Genomic DNA, 15119 nt, shown 5'->3' on the forward strand with positions numbered 1-15119 from the left:
ACGCGCGCGCGCAGGTCCTCGATGCGCGTGCCGGGCCGCCGCGACGCGATCCACTCGAGCATGACGTCGTCGCACTCCATGATCGCGCCGCGCGCGGCGCACTCGGTCGCCATGTTGGCCATCGTTGCGCGTTCGTCCGGCGACAGGGTCCACAGGCCGGGCCCGCCGAACTCCATCACCCGGTTGAGCGTCTGCTCTCGCACGGCGAACGTGCTGAGGATGTAGAGCATGACGTCCTTGGCCGTGACGCCCGGGCGCAGCGATCCGACCAGCTCGAACCGGATCGACTCGGGCACCTGCAGGACCGTCCATCCGGAGTACGCGAGCGCCGCGTACTCGGTCGCGCCGACCCCCCACGCCAACGCGTTGGACGCGCCGCCCATGCACGTGTGCGAATCGGTCGCCTGGATGAAGTCGCCCGGCTCGATGATCTGCTCGCGCGCGATCTGGTGGCAGATGCCGGGCGACACCTTGTCGACGGCGGAGAAGTCGCGGACGCCGGTATGGCGCTGGAACTCGCGCTGCATCTGGCGCAGCGTCTCGATCTTGTCGGCGAACGGCGCCATCTTGGCGACGCCGTCGGCGTAGATCAGGTGGTCTTCGAACACCGCGAACTTCGACGGGTTCGCGAGCCGGTAGTCGGGGCCGAAGTGCATGCGCAGGAAGTGGTGGACTTGCGCCGTCGTGAACTCGTGCGAGTAGCCTCCGTCGACGGTGACGACCACGGCGTCGCCGGGCGCGACGTAGTCGCCGCCGCCGACCAGATGGCGCGCCAGCACTTTCTCGGCCATCGTCATCGGCCGCGGGCCGGTGGTCGATCGAGGCAACTCGATCTCGCCTGCGTCGACGGCCGCGATGAAGGGAAACAGGCCGCCCGATTTGACGATCAGGCGCGTGATCGGGTCGTAGCCGGCCGTGAGTTCGTCGATCGAGATTTCTTCGCCGGCCTGCAGGCGGCGAAGCACGCTGTGGTCGGCCATGAGCTGGCCGATGTTGATGTTGTTGCGCGCGTGGATCGGCGCAAACGATGCGGCGACCGCCATCCGGCTGCCGGCGAAGACCTCGCACTGAGCGGCCGTCTCGCGCGAGGAGCCGACCCCCTTGCGGTGGCCCGATACGATCGCCTCGAAGTTGCCGTCCATCAGCGCGCGCGGCGGAAACAGTCGTTCGCCATCGACGATCAGCCCCGCGTAGGCGTTCTCGGCGATCTTGTGCGGGTCGTAGTCGAAGCACACCCACGCCGGCGTCATCGCGTCCGTGTTGATGTCGTCGAGCAGGTCGTCGACCGACACGTCGTCCATCGTCAGGTCGAGTTCGCCGGCGAGCTGGCGCTTGATCAGATCCGGATCCTTGGTGAGAAACAGGACGCGCTTGCCTGGCGTGAGCCGGAACGTGTCGATGGGCGGCATGGCGGCTGTTTACCACACCGGCGGCGGCGCGGCGGTCACTGCAGCAGGGAGAGCCCGACCTCCATCTGCTCGCCCTGGCAGCAGGTGCGCGCGCCGTCGACGGCGCGCACGACGTCGCTCCAGCGGAGCCCGCCCTCGGCGTCGACGCGGACCTTGCGGATGCCCGACGCGCGGAACGCCTCGCGCACGAACTGGCGAACGGACGGCCGGTCGACCCGGCGTTGGGCGGTCATCGCGCACTTGGCCTCCGGCACATCGGGCAGGTTGACGCACACCTTGCCGTCGGCCGCGGTTGCGGTGACGCGGATGGCGCGGCCGCCGGGCGGCGGGTCGATCGCCATCACCCGGACGCGCCGGCGGCGGTCGTGGACGTAGAACACCGCGGGGACGCCGCGGTCGCGGACGGCGCGGATCAGCGGCCACACGTCGGCGAACACCGCATCGCGGTCGACCGCGATGCGCAGCGGCGCCGCGCCGTCGGGCAGCGCGGCCGGCCGGTTCGGCACCACGATGACATCCGTGCCGCCCGCGGGGGGCGCCTCGACGCCGTCGGCGTACGCGAGGCGCGCGTCGCCGACGCGCGCCTCCGGCGTCGGGGCGCAAGCGGCCGCCAGCAACAGGGAAGCGGCGGCGAGCACGTGTCGACCGCGCCCGGCGAACGAGTTCATCACCCCGACAGCATACGCGGTCCGCGCGGTCGAGCAACGCGTGCGCCGCGTCGCGCCCGCTGCCGCGGGCGGCTATGCGCCCGCCGCGCGCAGGGCGGCTTCGATCATCTTGGGGTGCTCGGCCGGGTCGGCCCACCGGCGCTGGCCCTCGGGCGGCAGCATGTCGATCGGGTCGTAGTACAAAAAGTACCCCGGCTTGACCGACGGCGCGGTGTACACACTGATGCCCGTCTCGGGGTCGTAGTGCTCGTACGAGTGGATGTCGCGCTTGCCGCCGCCGCCGGGCGCGTCGACGACGATGGTCGGCGTGTTGAAGCCGGCGGTGATGCCGCGCACGTGCTTTTCGACCTCGATGCCGCGCGCGACGGTCGTGCGCAGGTCTTCGACCCCTTTGACCAGGTCGTGCATGTACACGTAGTACGGGTGCACGTTGATGTACGACAACCGCTTGACGAGAAGCTGCATCTCCTCGACGGTGTCGTTTACGCCGCGTTGCATCACCGACTGGTTGCGGACGGTGATGCCGCGCTCGAACAGCACGTTGATCGCGTCCTGTGTGATGCCGGTGATCTCGCGCGCCGTATTGAAGTGCGTGTGGACGACGACCTGCTTGTGTAGCTGGCGGCCGCGCTCGTGCACTTCCGTGAGCGCATCGACCCACGCGGTGTCCGACAGCAGCTTCTGCGGCATGATCGCCGGGCCCTTGGTCGCGAACCGCATGCGTCGGACGTGGTCGATCTCGAGCAGCGTCATGCCGATGGCGCGGATCTGCTCGGCGCGCAGGTTGTACGCATCGCCGCCGGAGATGACGATGTCTTCCAGTTCCGGGCGGGATCGGATGTAGTCGAAGATGCGGTTCCACCGGTCCTGATTGACCTTGAGTTGCACCTTCTCCACCGCCTCGGTGTCGATGCCGACGGCGTAGCTGCGGGTGCAAAATCGGCAGTACACCGGGCAGGTGTCCAGCGCCAAGAATAGTGCCTTGTCCGGGTAGCGGTGCGTCAGTCCCGGCACCGGCGAGTCGGCTTGCTCGTGCAGCGAGTCGAGTTCGAGCTTGGGATGGTCGGGCAGCAGCCGAGACGCGACCGGGATGAACTGGATGCGCAGCGGGTCGTTGTACGGATCGTCCCAGTCGATGAGGCTGAGCAGGTACGGGGACACGCGCACGCTCATCGGCGAGCGCGCGAACCCGCGCGCGACGTCCTCGACGAACGCCTCGTTCACGACGCCAGCGAGCGCTTCGAGCAGCTTCTTGGGTTTGGTGATCGAGTGCTTCGCCTGCCACTTGTGGTCGAGAAACTGCGCCTCGGTGACGTCCCGGTAGGCGGGGATGCGCCGCCAAAACTCGCCGCGCAGCAAGTTGCGGTGCTCGAGAGCGGACGGATCGACTGGAGGCCGGCGCGCGCCGGTCTCCGCGCGGAGGGGGGGATCGATGGTGTTGAGCGTGGTCACAGCCATGGGTCGTTCTCCTTGGTTGCCTGGTCGCTGACACGGAGGGCGCCGCGCGGGCGCGAAACGACGTCAGCGGCGAACGTCAGGCTGGTGGAGAACGTTGGTGTTGAACCACATCGTCTCCAGATCTTGTCAGACGCCGGCATGGCTTGTCAAAGCGGTTTTTCGTGGGCGAGGCGCCACCCGGGGACAGCGTACCCGTGCGCTGTGACGCCCGGCGCGCGCCGCGTCCGTTCGCGGCAGACACGGTGGCTCGGCGCCCGCCGCGCGCGCAGGACGCCGGCGACGTGCCACGGGGCCGCCGCGCCGGCACGCGCCGCGCGTCAGCGGCCGACCGTGGCGTGGTCGCACTCGCTGCCGCGGTCGCGGGTGACCTGCGGCCGGAGCGCCTCGGTGTGGGCGAGCCAGCGCGCCTGCACCTCCGGGGCGACGGCGTGGTCGGCCAGCGTCTCCCGGAGAATCTGCAGCCGGCGCTCGAAGTGACCGCCGAGAATGGGCGATGCCGCGTGCGCTTCGCGCATCGGCCGTCCGGTGTAGGTCACGTCGGCGCCGAGCATCTGCGCGGTGAACTCCCACTCCTTGTCGATGAGCCGCTGTTTGTCCTTGCCCGCGAACAGAAAGCCGATCATGACGTCCGCGAACACGCGGTCGTAGAAGTCCTCGAGGACGGCTCGCAGTTTTTCCGGGCCGGTCTGGTCGAACAACGACTTGGTCACGATGTGGCCTCCACGACGACCGGCACGCCCGCGAGGGCCGCGTTGCCGGATACCGGGTCGATGAGCGTATCGTCGGTGATGTCGTTGACGCTGGCGCCGGCGTGCTCGCGCGCGATCGACAGCCGCACGCCCGGGCGGTCGTGCCCCCAGCCGTGGGGAACGCTCACCACGCCCGGCATCACGTCGTCGGTGACCTCCACGGGCAGTTCGATCGCTCCGGCGCGCGACCGAACGCGGGCGCGGTCGCCGGTCGCGAGCCCGCGCGCGGCGGCGTCGTCCGGGTGGATGAGCAGCGTGCAGCGCGGCGGGCCTTTCACGAGCCGGCGGCTGTTGTGCATCCACGAGTTGTTGCTGCGCAGGTCGCGGCGGCCGATGAGCACGAGGCCCGCCGGCGCCGCGAGCGACGGCGCCGCGCGCGCGAGGCGGTCGAGGTCGGCGACCAGCGTCGCGGGGGCGAGGTCGATGCGCCGGCGGTCGCGCGGCAACAGGTCGACGAGCCGCGGCGTCATCGGCCCGAGGTCGACGCCGCTGGGCGCGTCGAGCAGGTCGCGCAGGCGCAGGCGGTGCGGGCCGAAGCGCAGCGCCGCGTCGACCAGCGCGCGCGGTCCGGCGCGACGCGCGACGGCGGCCGCGGCGGCGACGGCCGCACGGCCCAGCGGCGAGCGCGCGGCCGGGTCGAGTCGGCGCCACAACTCGGCGAAAATTTCCCACTCGTGTCGCTGGTCGGCGCCGCGGTCGAACACGGCCGGCGAAAACCGCGCGTGTTGATGGACCTGCACCAATCCGAACGCGATGTCATAGTGGTCGCGCTCGAGCGGCATCGTCGGCGGCAAGACGATGTGCGCGTGCCGGCTCGTCTCGTCGATGTACGGGCCGACGCACACGAGAAACTCCAGCGACGCGAACGCCTCGTCCAGTCGGCGACCGTTGGGGCACGACAGCACCGGATTGCCGGCCGACACGATCATCGCGCGGATCTGGCCGTCGCCCGGCGTGAGAATCTCGTCGGCCAGCGTGGCGGCAGGCAGCTCGCCGCCGAACTCCGGCAACCCGCGCACGCGGCTGCGATAGCGCGCGTAGCCGCCGCGCAGCCCCGCGCGGTCGGCGATCGCGGCGAGGTCGATCGCCGGCGTCGGGAACATGGCGCCGCCCGGTTCGTCGAGGTTGCCGGTGACGGCGTTGAGCGCGCAGATTAGCCACGCGGCGACCGCGCCGAACGGCTGCTGGCACACGCCCACGCGGCCGTAGGCCACCGCGCGCGGGGCGGCTGCGAACTCGCGGGCGAGCGCGCGGATGTCGGCGGCGGCGATGCCGACGGCGTCCGCGACCTCCTCGGCCGGGAACCGCGCGGCCGCCGCGCGCAGCACATCGACGCGATCGGTGAACGCGGCGAGTCGGCCCAGGTCCGCCCTGCCGTCGGAACACACCGTGTCGATCATCGCGAGCAGCAGCAGCGCGTCGGCGCCGGGCCGGATGAACAGGTGGCGGTCCGCGATACGCGCCGTCTCGGTGCGGCGCGGGTCGACGACGACGACCCGGCCTCCGCGCGCGCGGATGTCCTGGATGCGACGCTTGATGTCCGGCGCGGTCATCAGGCTGCCGTTGGACGCCACCGGGTTGGCGCCGACCACGAGTAGATAGTCGGTGCGCTCGATGTCGGGCACCGGCAGCGCGAGCTGATGGCCGAACATCAAATAGCTCGCGAGCATGTGGGGCAGTTGGTCGGTGCTGGTGGCCGAATAGCGCTGGCGCGTGCGGATGCGGCGCAGAAATAGCTGGCCGAAAGTCATCGCGCCGAGGCTGTGAACAGTGGGATTGCCGACGTAGATGCCGAGCGCGTCGCGCCCGCAGCGCCGCTGGATGTCGGCGATGCGGCCGGCGACCTCGTCGAACGCCTGGTCCCAGCCGATCGGCGACCAGCGATCGCCCTCGCGCCGCATCGGCGCCCGCAGCCGATCGGGGTCCGCGTGCAGGTCGGCGAGCGCCGTGGCCTTGGGGCAGATGTAGCCGCGGCTGAACGCATCGCCGTCGTCGCCGCGGATGGCCACGACCTCGCGGCCGGCCGTGTCCACGACGATGCCGCACGTGGCCTCGCACAGCGGGCAGATGGCGTAGTGGCGTTGGACGCGGGGCGCCATCGCATGAGCATAGACGACGAGGCCTTCGCGCGCAGCCAGCAAGCCGCCGGCGGGGCGGGCCCCGCCGGGGTCGGGCCGGCCGGCGCGGCGGCATCGCGAGGCGTCTCGCGGCCCGCTGTCGGCTCGCTGCCGCCGGCGGGGCGGGCCCCGCCGCGGCCGGGCCGGCCGGCGCGGCGAATCTGGACTATGGTGTACGGCGCCATGTCCGATCGACCGACGGCGACTTTCGGCATCGGCCGCCCCGACGCCGGCCCCGATTGCGTGCGCCAGTTCCACCTCGAGGTCGTGGAGGGGCCCGCACGGGGGACGACGTGGAGTTCGCGCGACGACGTGTGCGTCGTCGGCTCGCATCCGCTGTGCAACCTGCGCGTCGACGACGACACCGTGTCGCGGTTTCACTGCGAGCTGCGCGTGGTGTCCGACGGCGTGATCGTCACGGACACGGGCAGCCGCAACGGCACGTTCGTCGACGGCGTGCGGGTCGTTCACGCCTACCTGCGCGACGGCAGCCTCGTTCGGCTCGGGCGCACCGTGGTGCGGTTCGAGTTCGGCGTGGACAGCAACCGTCTGTCGCTGTCCGACCGGCGTTCGTTCGGGATTCTCGTCGGCGAGTCGCCCGCGATGCGCCAGGTGTTCGCCTACCTCGAGCGCGCCGCGGCGACCGACGCCACCGTGCTCATCGAAGGCGAGACGGGCACGGGCAAGACCGCGGCGGCGCGATCGCTCCACATGGAGAGCGCGCGTCGCGACGGGCCGTTCGTCACCGTCGATTGCGGTGCGCTGCCTCCGACGCTGCTCGAAAGCGAGCTGTTCGGCCACGAGCGCGGCGCGTTCACCGGCGCCGACGTGCGGCGGATCGGCGCGTTCGAGGAAGCGTCCGGCGGCACGCTGTTTCTCGACGAGATCGGCGAGCTGCCGCTGGAGCTGCAGCCGAAGCTGCTCGGCGTGCTCGAAAACCGCCAGATCCGGCGCGTCGGCGGCACCGGCGCGGTCGACGTCGACGTGCGCATCTGCGCCGCGACCAACCGCGACTTGCGCGCCGAGGTCAACGCGGGCCGGTTCCGGTCGGACCTCTACTATCGCCTCGCCGTCGTCCACTTCACGCTGCCGCCGCTCCGCCGCCGCCCCGAGGACGTACCCGCGCTCGCGCGGGCGATCCTGCAGGGCTTGGGTGCGCCGGACGATCGAGTCGACGCGCTGCTCGCGCCGGATCGCATCGCGCGCCTGCAGCGCGCGGCGTGGCCGGGCAATACCCGCGAGCTGAAAAACTACCTGGAGCGGTGCCTCGTGTTCGACGACATGGCGCCCGTCGCCGGGCCGGTCGACGCGGCTCCGCCGCCAGTCGACGCGTCCGTTCCGTTCGCCGATGCGCGACGCCGGGCGATCGACCAGTTCGAGCGCGCGTACGTCGAGGACCTGTTGCGCCGGCACGGCGGGCGGGTGACCGAGGCCGCTGTGGCGGCCGGCGTCGACCGCACCTATATCTATCGGTTGCTGCGCCGCCACCGGCTGGCCAAGCCCGGCGGCGCCGCGGACAGCACGTCCGGATCGGCCGCGCGATAGCCGGCGACCGCGGGCGAGGGCCAGCGCGTCCCGTCGAACAGCGGCCCGTCGTCGGGTTGCCCGCCGGCGGCGTAGGCCGGCCCGACGGCGACGGCGATCGCGAGGTCGGGCCACTGCGCCCCGACCGCGTCCGCGTGCGCGAGCGCGGCGGCGGGCGACACGCGCGCCGCGGGCGCCGCCGCGATGACCGACAGCCCGAACTGCGCGACCGGCGTGAGGCCCGCGGCGGCCAGCCGGTCGGCGGCGGACGCGATGGCGCCCGCTCGGTCCCGCGCAGATCCGACCGCGGGCGGTGCCGACACGTACACGGCGACGCAGTCGACCGGGCGGCGCGGCGCCGGGGAAGGCCCGGTCGCGACCTCGCGAAACGCATCCATGACCTCCGCGATCGACCCGGGGCGGTGTGCCGGGTTCTTGGCGAGGCAGCGCAGCACGACCGCATCGACGCCGTCGGGGACGGCGGCGAACGCGCTCGGCGGCGGCGGCGGCGCGTTCAGGTGCATCAGCTCGATTTCGTCGGGAGTCGGGGCGACGAAGGGGGGGCGACCGGCGACCATCTCGTAAAGCAGCACGCCGAATGCGTACACATCGGCGCGGGCGTCCACTGGCTCGCCGCGAATCTGTTCGGGCGCCATCGCCGTCGGCGTGCCGACGCGCGACGCGGTCGCCGTGCGCTCCGCGGGCCGGTCGTCCACGAGCTTGGCGATGCCGAAGTCGACGAGCGCGACCCGCGGCGGCTCGCCGTCGGCGACGAGCACGTTGGCCGGCTTGACGTCGCGGTGGACGATGCCGGCGGCGTGGGCCGCCGACAGCGCCCCGGCGACCGGCGCGGCGATGGCCGCGGCGCGCGCCGGCGGAAGCGGCCCTGCGGCGAGCAGTGCGCTCAGCGGGCGGCCGGGCCACCACTCGGTGGCCACGTAGGGACGGCCGTCGTGCAGCGAGCCGGTGTCGAGCAGCCGGGGGATGGCGGGATGCCGCAGGCGATCGACTGCGGCCGCCTCGGCGCGAAACCGGCGCAGCGCGCGGGTGGACGACACCAGCGCGGCGCGCAGCACCTTGACCGCCGCGTCGTCCTCACCGCCGCCGGCGGAGCGCGCGCGGTACACGTCGCCGAAACCGCCGCCGCCCGCTCGCTCGACGACCACCCAACGGCCGACGACTGCGCCGGCGCCGAGGATGTCGCCGTACAGGTCGACGGCATCGTCGGCGCGGCCGGTCATCGCGGCGACCGGCGGCGGGAGACGACGCGGCGGACCGGCAGCCGCGGGCGCACCGGGCGCCGGTCGCACAGCCACTGGCGGTCGCGCGGGACGGCGTCGCACGCGCCGTTGAGCACGGAGGTGACCGGCCACGGCCACACGTCGTGGTTGCGGTCGCGACAGTCCTGGAAGTCGCGGTCGCCGGCCACGGCCGGGCCGTCGCCCGTCGCGCACGCGCCCGGCTGCCAGCCGCGCGGCGCGCAGGGGCCGACGACCCGGGCCGCGCACAGTTCGGCGGCCGCGCCGATCGCGCACAGGCGATCGTGCAGGTACGCGTCGCCAAAGGTCCACCCCGGGTCGTAGCAGGCCCACATGTTTTCGTAGACGTAAATGGGCGCCGCACCGGATGTCGGTGCAACGGTCCACGTGCCCGTTCCGGTCGATGCGTCGAACGCGTAGGTCACGTCGGCGGTGCGACTCGCGCCGTCGAACAGGTTGCCGTAGAACGCGCCTTCGCGAACCGTGAACACCGCCGCTTCCGGCGCGGGAAACAGAGCGCCGATCGCCGCGGGCTCGGCCCATACGCCGTCTTCGGCCACGCGCGGGCCGACCAGCACGGCGAACGTGCCGGACGCCGGGCACGTGAACGCCGCCGACGGAAAGCCGGTGCCGCAGGTGCCGTCCGCTTCGGCGAGCATGTCGGCCGAGCCGTGATTGCAGCCCGCGAGGCCGGCGCAGATCCGCAGCACCGGCTCGCCGGCGGCGGCGCCGACCGGCGCGGCCGCGCACGCATCCGGCGGCGGGGCGCCCGCGCCGACGACGACGGCCGCCCCCGGCGTACAGCGGCCGATCCAACTCGCGTCGGCGCGCCAGCCGCAGTCGCGCGCCGCCCCGACCTCCGCGCCGCCGCACGGCTCGAAGCTGGCGATCGGCTCGCCGTCCCGCGTGGTCGGCTTCGCCGGCACCCGCGGGCCGAGCGGAATGCCGCCGCCGGACGGCAGCTCGGCGCGCGGCGAGTACATCACGCTCAGGCCGTGGGCGTTGTTGCTCGCCAGCAGGCAGCTCGACACGATGTGCTGGCAGGCCGTCGACGCGGGGCCGGTGTGCCACTCGGGACACAGGCCGAGCGCGCCGCGAAACTCGTAGTCGGCGTCGTCGTACGGGTCGGTCCACGCGAACGCCTGGTCGGGCGACAGCGCGCAGCGGGCGACGTAGGTCAGGAACATGCGCGCGTCCGGATCGTGCAGCCGATAGCCGAGATCGCCGACGGCGCCGGCCTCGTAGGTCGACGCCGCCAGCGGGTGCGAGACGACGGCGTCGATGGTGTCCGGCATCGCCATCAGGCCGTTGAGCATGATCTGGTTGAGCATGATCTGGTTGAGCATGATCTGCTCGCGCGCGTCGGTGCCGACTGGCGGCAGGTCGCCGTCGATCGCGCATCCGGTCAGCAGGGCCGACAGCGCCGCGCCGAGGGCGACCCCGGACCGCGTACACCGAGGAGGGAGTCGAAGCTGCTCGCGCACGAGGGCATCCTGCCAGCAATTTGCGTGCCGCGGGCAAGGCGCGGAAGGTCCGGGCGTTAGGTCCCCGTTCGAGGATCGCGTGTGGACGGCGAGTCGACATCGCCGGCCGCGGACGTGGACGGTGCGTCGACAGCCTGTGCGAGCGCGTCCAGCCGGTGTCGCCAGGCCGGCGACCGCGCCAGCCGCCGCCGGGCCTCGGCGCACCACGCGCGCGCCGACCGGGTGTCGCGGCGCGCCGCCGCGCACTCGGCGGCGACGACGGCGAACTCGATGGCGACATCGTCGTGGGGCAGGTCGGCCGCGGCGCGGTCCCACGCGGCGCGCCACGCGGCCTCGCCGGCGCCGGCGATCGCGAGTTCGACTTCGCTGCGCATGAGGCGGGCCGCCGCCGACCACGCCGCCGGCCGCGTGTGGCGCACGGCCCAACCCAACGCGCGCGTGGCGCGGTCGTGGTCCGCCTGCGCGACCGCGATGCGAGCGACGAGCAGCGCGTCGTCCGGCAGATCGCCGGCGCGGGCGAATCGCCGCTGCAGCTCCCACGATCGATCGGCGGCGCGGCGCGCGTCCTCGAAGCGCCCGGTCCACAGCCACAGCTCGGCGACGTTGTGCAGCGCGGCGCGCTCGACCTGGGGATGGCCGATCCGGCGCGCGATCGCGACGGCGGCCTCGAGGTCGACCGCCGCGGCGTCGATCGCGTCGAGCCGCAACCACAGCATCTGGCGGTTGACGCGCGCGGCGGCCTCGTGGAGCGCGTCGTCGGCGCGGCGCGCGTCGTCGAGGACGCGGTCGTACCGGCGGCGCGCCTCGTCCGTCTGGCCGCGGAACAACAGCGCGGGCGCGAGCAACAAGCCGGCTTCGATGCGCACGCGCACGTCGCCGCGGTCGACGGCCCGCGACAACAGCGCGATGGCATCGTCGATGCGGTCCGCGCGGTAGGCGCTGCGGCCGAGCGCGGCGTCGATCGCCGGCTGCACGGCGGCGCGCTCGGCCGGGGCGAGGCGGTCGGCGAGGCGCGCGGCGCGCCGGGCGGCGGCCGCCGACGCCGTCGCGTCCATCGCCCAGTCGAGCGCGGTGGCGAGCTCGAGGTCGAGCGCGAGCGCGGTGCGCGGGTCCGTCCGTTCGTCGACGGCGGCGCGCGCGGCGCGCAGGTCTGCGATGCCGTCGTCGCTGCGGTGCAGCCGGATCCGCGCGCGGCCGCGCGCCGCGAACGCGCTCGCGCGGCGCGGATCGCCGTCGGCCAAGCTGGCCAGCGCGCGCGTGTAGTGACGCTCCGCGGCCACGTCGTCGCGGCGTCGGTCCGCGGCGGCCGCCAGCTCGAGGCGAACGCGGGCGGCGCCGTCCCGGTCGCCCGCCGCCTCGCAGTGTTCGGCGCGGCGCTCGGCGTCGCCGTGCCCGGCATCGCGCGCGGCCCGGTGCATGGCGGCCGCCCACGCCGGCGCAACGCCCGCCGCGATCTGGTCGCGCAGCATCGGCGCGACAAACGCGTAGCCGTCGGGCGCCCGCGCGATGAGTCCGCGGACGGCGAGCCGTTCCAGCGCGGCGCGCGCGTCGACCCCGCCGTACGCCTCCGCGTCAAGTCGTTCGCACACGCGGTCGAGGTCGGCCGGAGACAGCGGTTCGCCGACCACGGCGCACAACTCCGCAAAACGGCGCACGCCGGCGGGAAGTCCCGCCAGTGCGCGGTCGGCGATGCGCCGAGCGATCGCGGTGGCACCGACCGTGTCGAGTTCGTCGCCGGCGACGATGGCGCCGCCGCCTTCGGTGTAGCGCAGGGCTCCGGTCGCGCGGATGGCTGCGGCGAGTTCGACAAACAGGCCGGGGATTCCGCCGGCCCGCTCGCACAGCGCGTCCAGCAGTGCGTGCGGAACGAATTCGGCGGGCGCGAGGACTGCGCGTGCCAGGGCGCGCGCGTCGGCCGGTGCGAGCGGAGGCAGGTCGATGCGCTCGATGCGCGCGGCCGTGGCCGCCCACCGCGGTCGCGTCGTCCACAGGATCGGATCGGTTGCGATCGCGACGATCGTGCGGCTGCCCGGCGCGACGGCGGCGGCGATCGCCGCGAGGCGATCCGGCGCGGCGCGGTGCGCGTCGTCCACGTAGGTGATGCCCGCGGCCCCGAGCCGCGGGGCGATCGGAATGCGCGCGTCGCGCAGCCGCGCGGCGAGGGCGTCGAGCGCGCGTGTCTTGCCGGCGCCGGGACCGCCGACGAACGCGATCAGTGCCGGCGCGCCGTCGGCCACGGCGGCGCGCACCGCGCCGACCGCGCGATCGATCTGCTCTCGCCGGCCGACCCATGGCGGCACCGCGCCTGCAACCGGCGCCGGCGGGGCGGGGCGATCGCCGCCCGTCGCCGGCGCCGCGGCGGTCTCTCCGGGGCCCAGTGCGGTCGCGTCGCCGCGCGGGCCGCCCGTCGCTCCGTCGCCGAGGGTGCGCGCCGCCGCGGGCGTGAGCGCGACGGCGGTGGCGTCGGGCCGCACCCAGCCGGCCGGGTCGTCGATGGCCGCGCCGGCGACCGCGAGGCCTGCCGCGCCGTCGACGCACTCGGCGTCGGCCACGTGAACGGTGGCGCCCGGATCGATCGCGCCGGATCCCGCGAGTTCGCGGCACGCGCGCAGCGCCCGGCGGACACCCGATGCCGCGCCGAGCGCGTCCGGAAAGGCGAGCAGCGTCCACGGCGGCGCGACGCCGGCGACCACCCCGTCGGCGAGCGTGCGCGACAGCGCCACCGGACCGCGGCGGGCGCGCACCGCGGCCAACGCCGTCGGCGCGACGGCGTCCGGGGTCGCGGTGTCGGCGCGCGGCTCGCGCATCGGCGCGCGCAGCGCCCGCGCCAGCGCCTCGGCGAACGCGCTCGCGCGCGCGAAGCGCTCGTCTGGCACCTTTGCGAGGCCCCGTGCGAGCACGGCGTCGACGGCCGCCGGGACGCGCGCGACAACGGACGCGGGCGGCGGCCGCCGCGCCAGGTGCGCCGCGCGCTGCTCGGCGGCCGGCCCTTCGAACGGCAGGCGACCGGTGACCCACAGGAACGCCGACGCGGCGAGCGCGTAGACGTCGGTCGCCGCGGTCATCGCGCGACCGCTGCACTGCTCCGGCGCCATGTATGCCGGCGTACCCGCGCGGTCCGCGGCCGCGGCCCGTTCGCCGATCGGGCAGGAGAGCCCGAAGTCGACGAGGCGGACGCCGCCGTCGCGGCGCACGAGCAGATTCGCCGGCTTCACGTCGCCGTGAACCCACCCGGCCGCGTGCACCGCGTCGATCGCGCGGGCGACGCCCGCCACCAGGTCGGCGGCGCGGTCCGCGGACAGCGCCGTCGCCGGCGCGCGCTCGCCTGCGACGAACTCGAGGACCAGCACGTCGCGGCCGCGCCACCTGCCGAGCTCGTGCAGGCGCGGCGCCGCGCGCGGGCCGATGGCGCGCAGGGCATCGGCCTCGCGGCGCAACCGCGGGTCGCCGGCGCGATGCGCCACCTTGAGCGCGACGTCGCCGCCGTCGCGGTGCACCGCGCGGAACACCGTCGCGACGCCGCCGTGCGCGACGCGAGCAGTCGGCCTGTGCCCGAGGATCCGCATGATCGTCAGATCGATCCCGCCGGAAGGACGGCGCGGCGGCCGCGGCCGCGCCGCGACCCGAGCCGGCGGGGGCGCGCGCGGCTCCGACCGGTGCGTCCCGACTCGTGGCGCGGCGTCCGGCATCCGTCGCCGCCGCGTCGTCGCGTGGGACGGCGGCGCGCGCGCGACGCGGGGGTTGTCGGGACGCGGGTCGGTCGGGTCATGCCGGCGAGCGATAGCGTAGCGGACCGCGTCGACGGCGGGTCCACGAAATGCCGCAGATGTGCACGGCGGGTCGACGCGCCGGGCGCGCAACGGCGTGACGGCACGCGCCCCGGTGGGCGGCACGCCGGCTGCAATGCCGGCAGGCCGCAGCCGCGGATGGTCGCGGCAAAGTTGCAACCGCAAGCATGCGGACAAGGAGGATCACATGCAGTCGTATCGTTGGATTCAGTTGGCTTTGGGTGGATTTGCGGCGCTGTCGATCGCCGCGACGCCGGCGTCCGCGCAGCGCGCGCCGGCGGATCCGGCCGATTCGAGCGCGGACGGCGCGTCCGACGGCGCGCCGGGCGCGGGGCTTTCGATCACGGGTCTGACGTGCGAGCGCACCCGCGGCCGGCGCGGGGTTCGGGCCGCGACCGTGTCGTTCGAAACCGTGCTTCCCGAGACCGGCCGGGAGGTCGTCGTGCGCGCGACGCTCGGGACGTGGCGGTCGTCCGAGTACTTCACCGTCGACTACTACGGCGCCGACGGGCGGGAACTCGCCACGCTGTACCTCGATGCTCGGTGGAGCGACGACCCGTTCGACGCGATGGCCGACGACCTCACGCCGGAGGAGGCGACCTCTTTGGTCATGGTCCTGGGCGACCGGTCGTTCATCGGCGGGATGCAGGCCTGCGCGCAGCG

At 74.0% G+C, this 15119-nt stretch carries 10 protein-coding genes; 2 read left to right on the forward strand and 8 right to left on the reverse strand.

Going from position 1 to position 15119, the window contains the following annotated elements:
* From D6689_13035 to D6689_13055, 5 genes are all read right to left on the reverse strand, one after another.
* On the reverse strand, window positions 1-1409 hold a 1409-nt coding region (locus D6689_13035), incomplete at its 3' end, for an aconitate hydratase (protein ID RMH40670.1).
* A 35-nt stretch (window positions 1410-1444) separates the two neighbouring features.
* Window positions 1445-2077, reverse strand: a complete 633-nt coding sequence (locus D6689_13040; GenBank protein RMH40671.1) for a hypothetical protein — start codon at window positions 2075-2077, stop codon at window positions 1445-1447.
* Between the two features lie 72 nt (window positions 2078-2149).
* Window positions 2150-3535 (reverse strand): KamA family radical SAM protein, encoded by a 1386-nt coding sequence (locus tag D6689_13045; GenBank protein ID RMH40672.1) that lies wholly within the window; start codon window positions 3533-3535, stop codon window positions 2150-2152.
* 317 nt (window positions 3536-3852) lie between these two features.
* Entirely contained in the window at window positions 3853-4587 is a 735-nt protein-coding gene (locus tag D6689_13050) for a group 1 truncated hemoglobin (GenBank protein RMH40673.1), read from the reverse strand.
* Window positions 4242-6383, reverse strand: a complete 2142-nt coding sequence (locus D6689_13055) for a molybdopterin oxidoreductase family protein (GenBank protein ID RMH40674.1) — start codon at window positions 6381-6383, stop codon at window positions 4242-4244. The genes D6689_13050 and D6689_13055 overlap by 346 nt, the downstream gene beginning before the upstream one ends.
* Before the next feature lie 186 nt (window positions 6384-6569).
* On the opposite strand from D6689_13055, the gene D6689_13060 reads away from it, so the two are divergent.
* On the forward strand, window positions 6570-7946 hold the full coding sequence (locus tag D6689_13060) for an FHA domain-containing protein (GenBank protein RMH40675.1): 1377 nt from the start codon (window positions 6570-6572) through the stop codon (window positions 7944-7946).
* On the opposite strand, the gene D6689_13065 is transcribed toward D6689_13060, so the two are convergent.
* Genes D6689_13065 through D6689_13075 form a run of 3 tightly spaced genes read right to left on the reverse strand, consistent with a single transcriptional unit; the run spans window position 7868 to window position 14561 of the window.
* Window positions 7868-9235 (reverse strand): serine/threonine protein kinase, encoded by a 1368-nt coding sequence (locus D6689_13065; protein RMH40676.1) that lies wholly within the window; start codon window positions 9233-9235, stop codon window positions 7868-7870. The two genes, D6689_13060 and D6689_13065, sit on opposite strands and share 79 nt — an antisense overlap.
* On the reverse strand, window positions 9163-10668 hold the full coding sequence (locus tag D6689_13070; GenBank protein ID RMH40677.1) for a hypothetical protein: 1506 nt from the start codon (window positions 10666-10668) through the stop codon (window positions 9163-9165). The genes D6689_13065 and D6689_13070 overlap by 73 nt, the downstream gene beginning before the upstream one ends.
* 56 nt (window positions 10669-10724) lie before the next feature.
* A complete protein-coding gene (locus tag D6689_13075; GenBank protein RMH40678.1) occupies window positions 10725-14561 on the reverse strand; it encodes a hypothetical protein in 3837 nt (1278 codons plus the stop codon).
* Between the two features lie 112 nt (window positions 14562-14673).
* On the opposite strand from D6689_13075, the gene D6689_13080 reads away from it, so the two are divergent.
* Window positions 14674-15119, forward strand: a 446-nt coding sequence (locus D6689_13080; protein ID RMH40679.1) for a hypothetical protein, incomplete at its 3' end; no start/stop codon positions are given.

This window comes from Deltaproteobacteria bacterium (genome assembly GCA_003696105.1).
GTDB lineage: Bacteria > Myxococcota_A > Polyangia > Haliangiales > J016 > J016.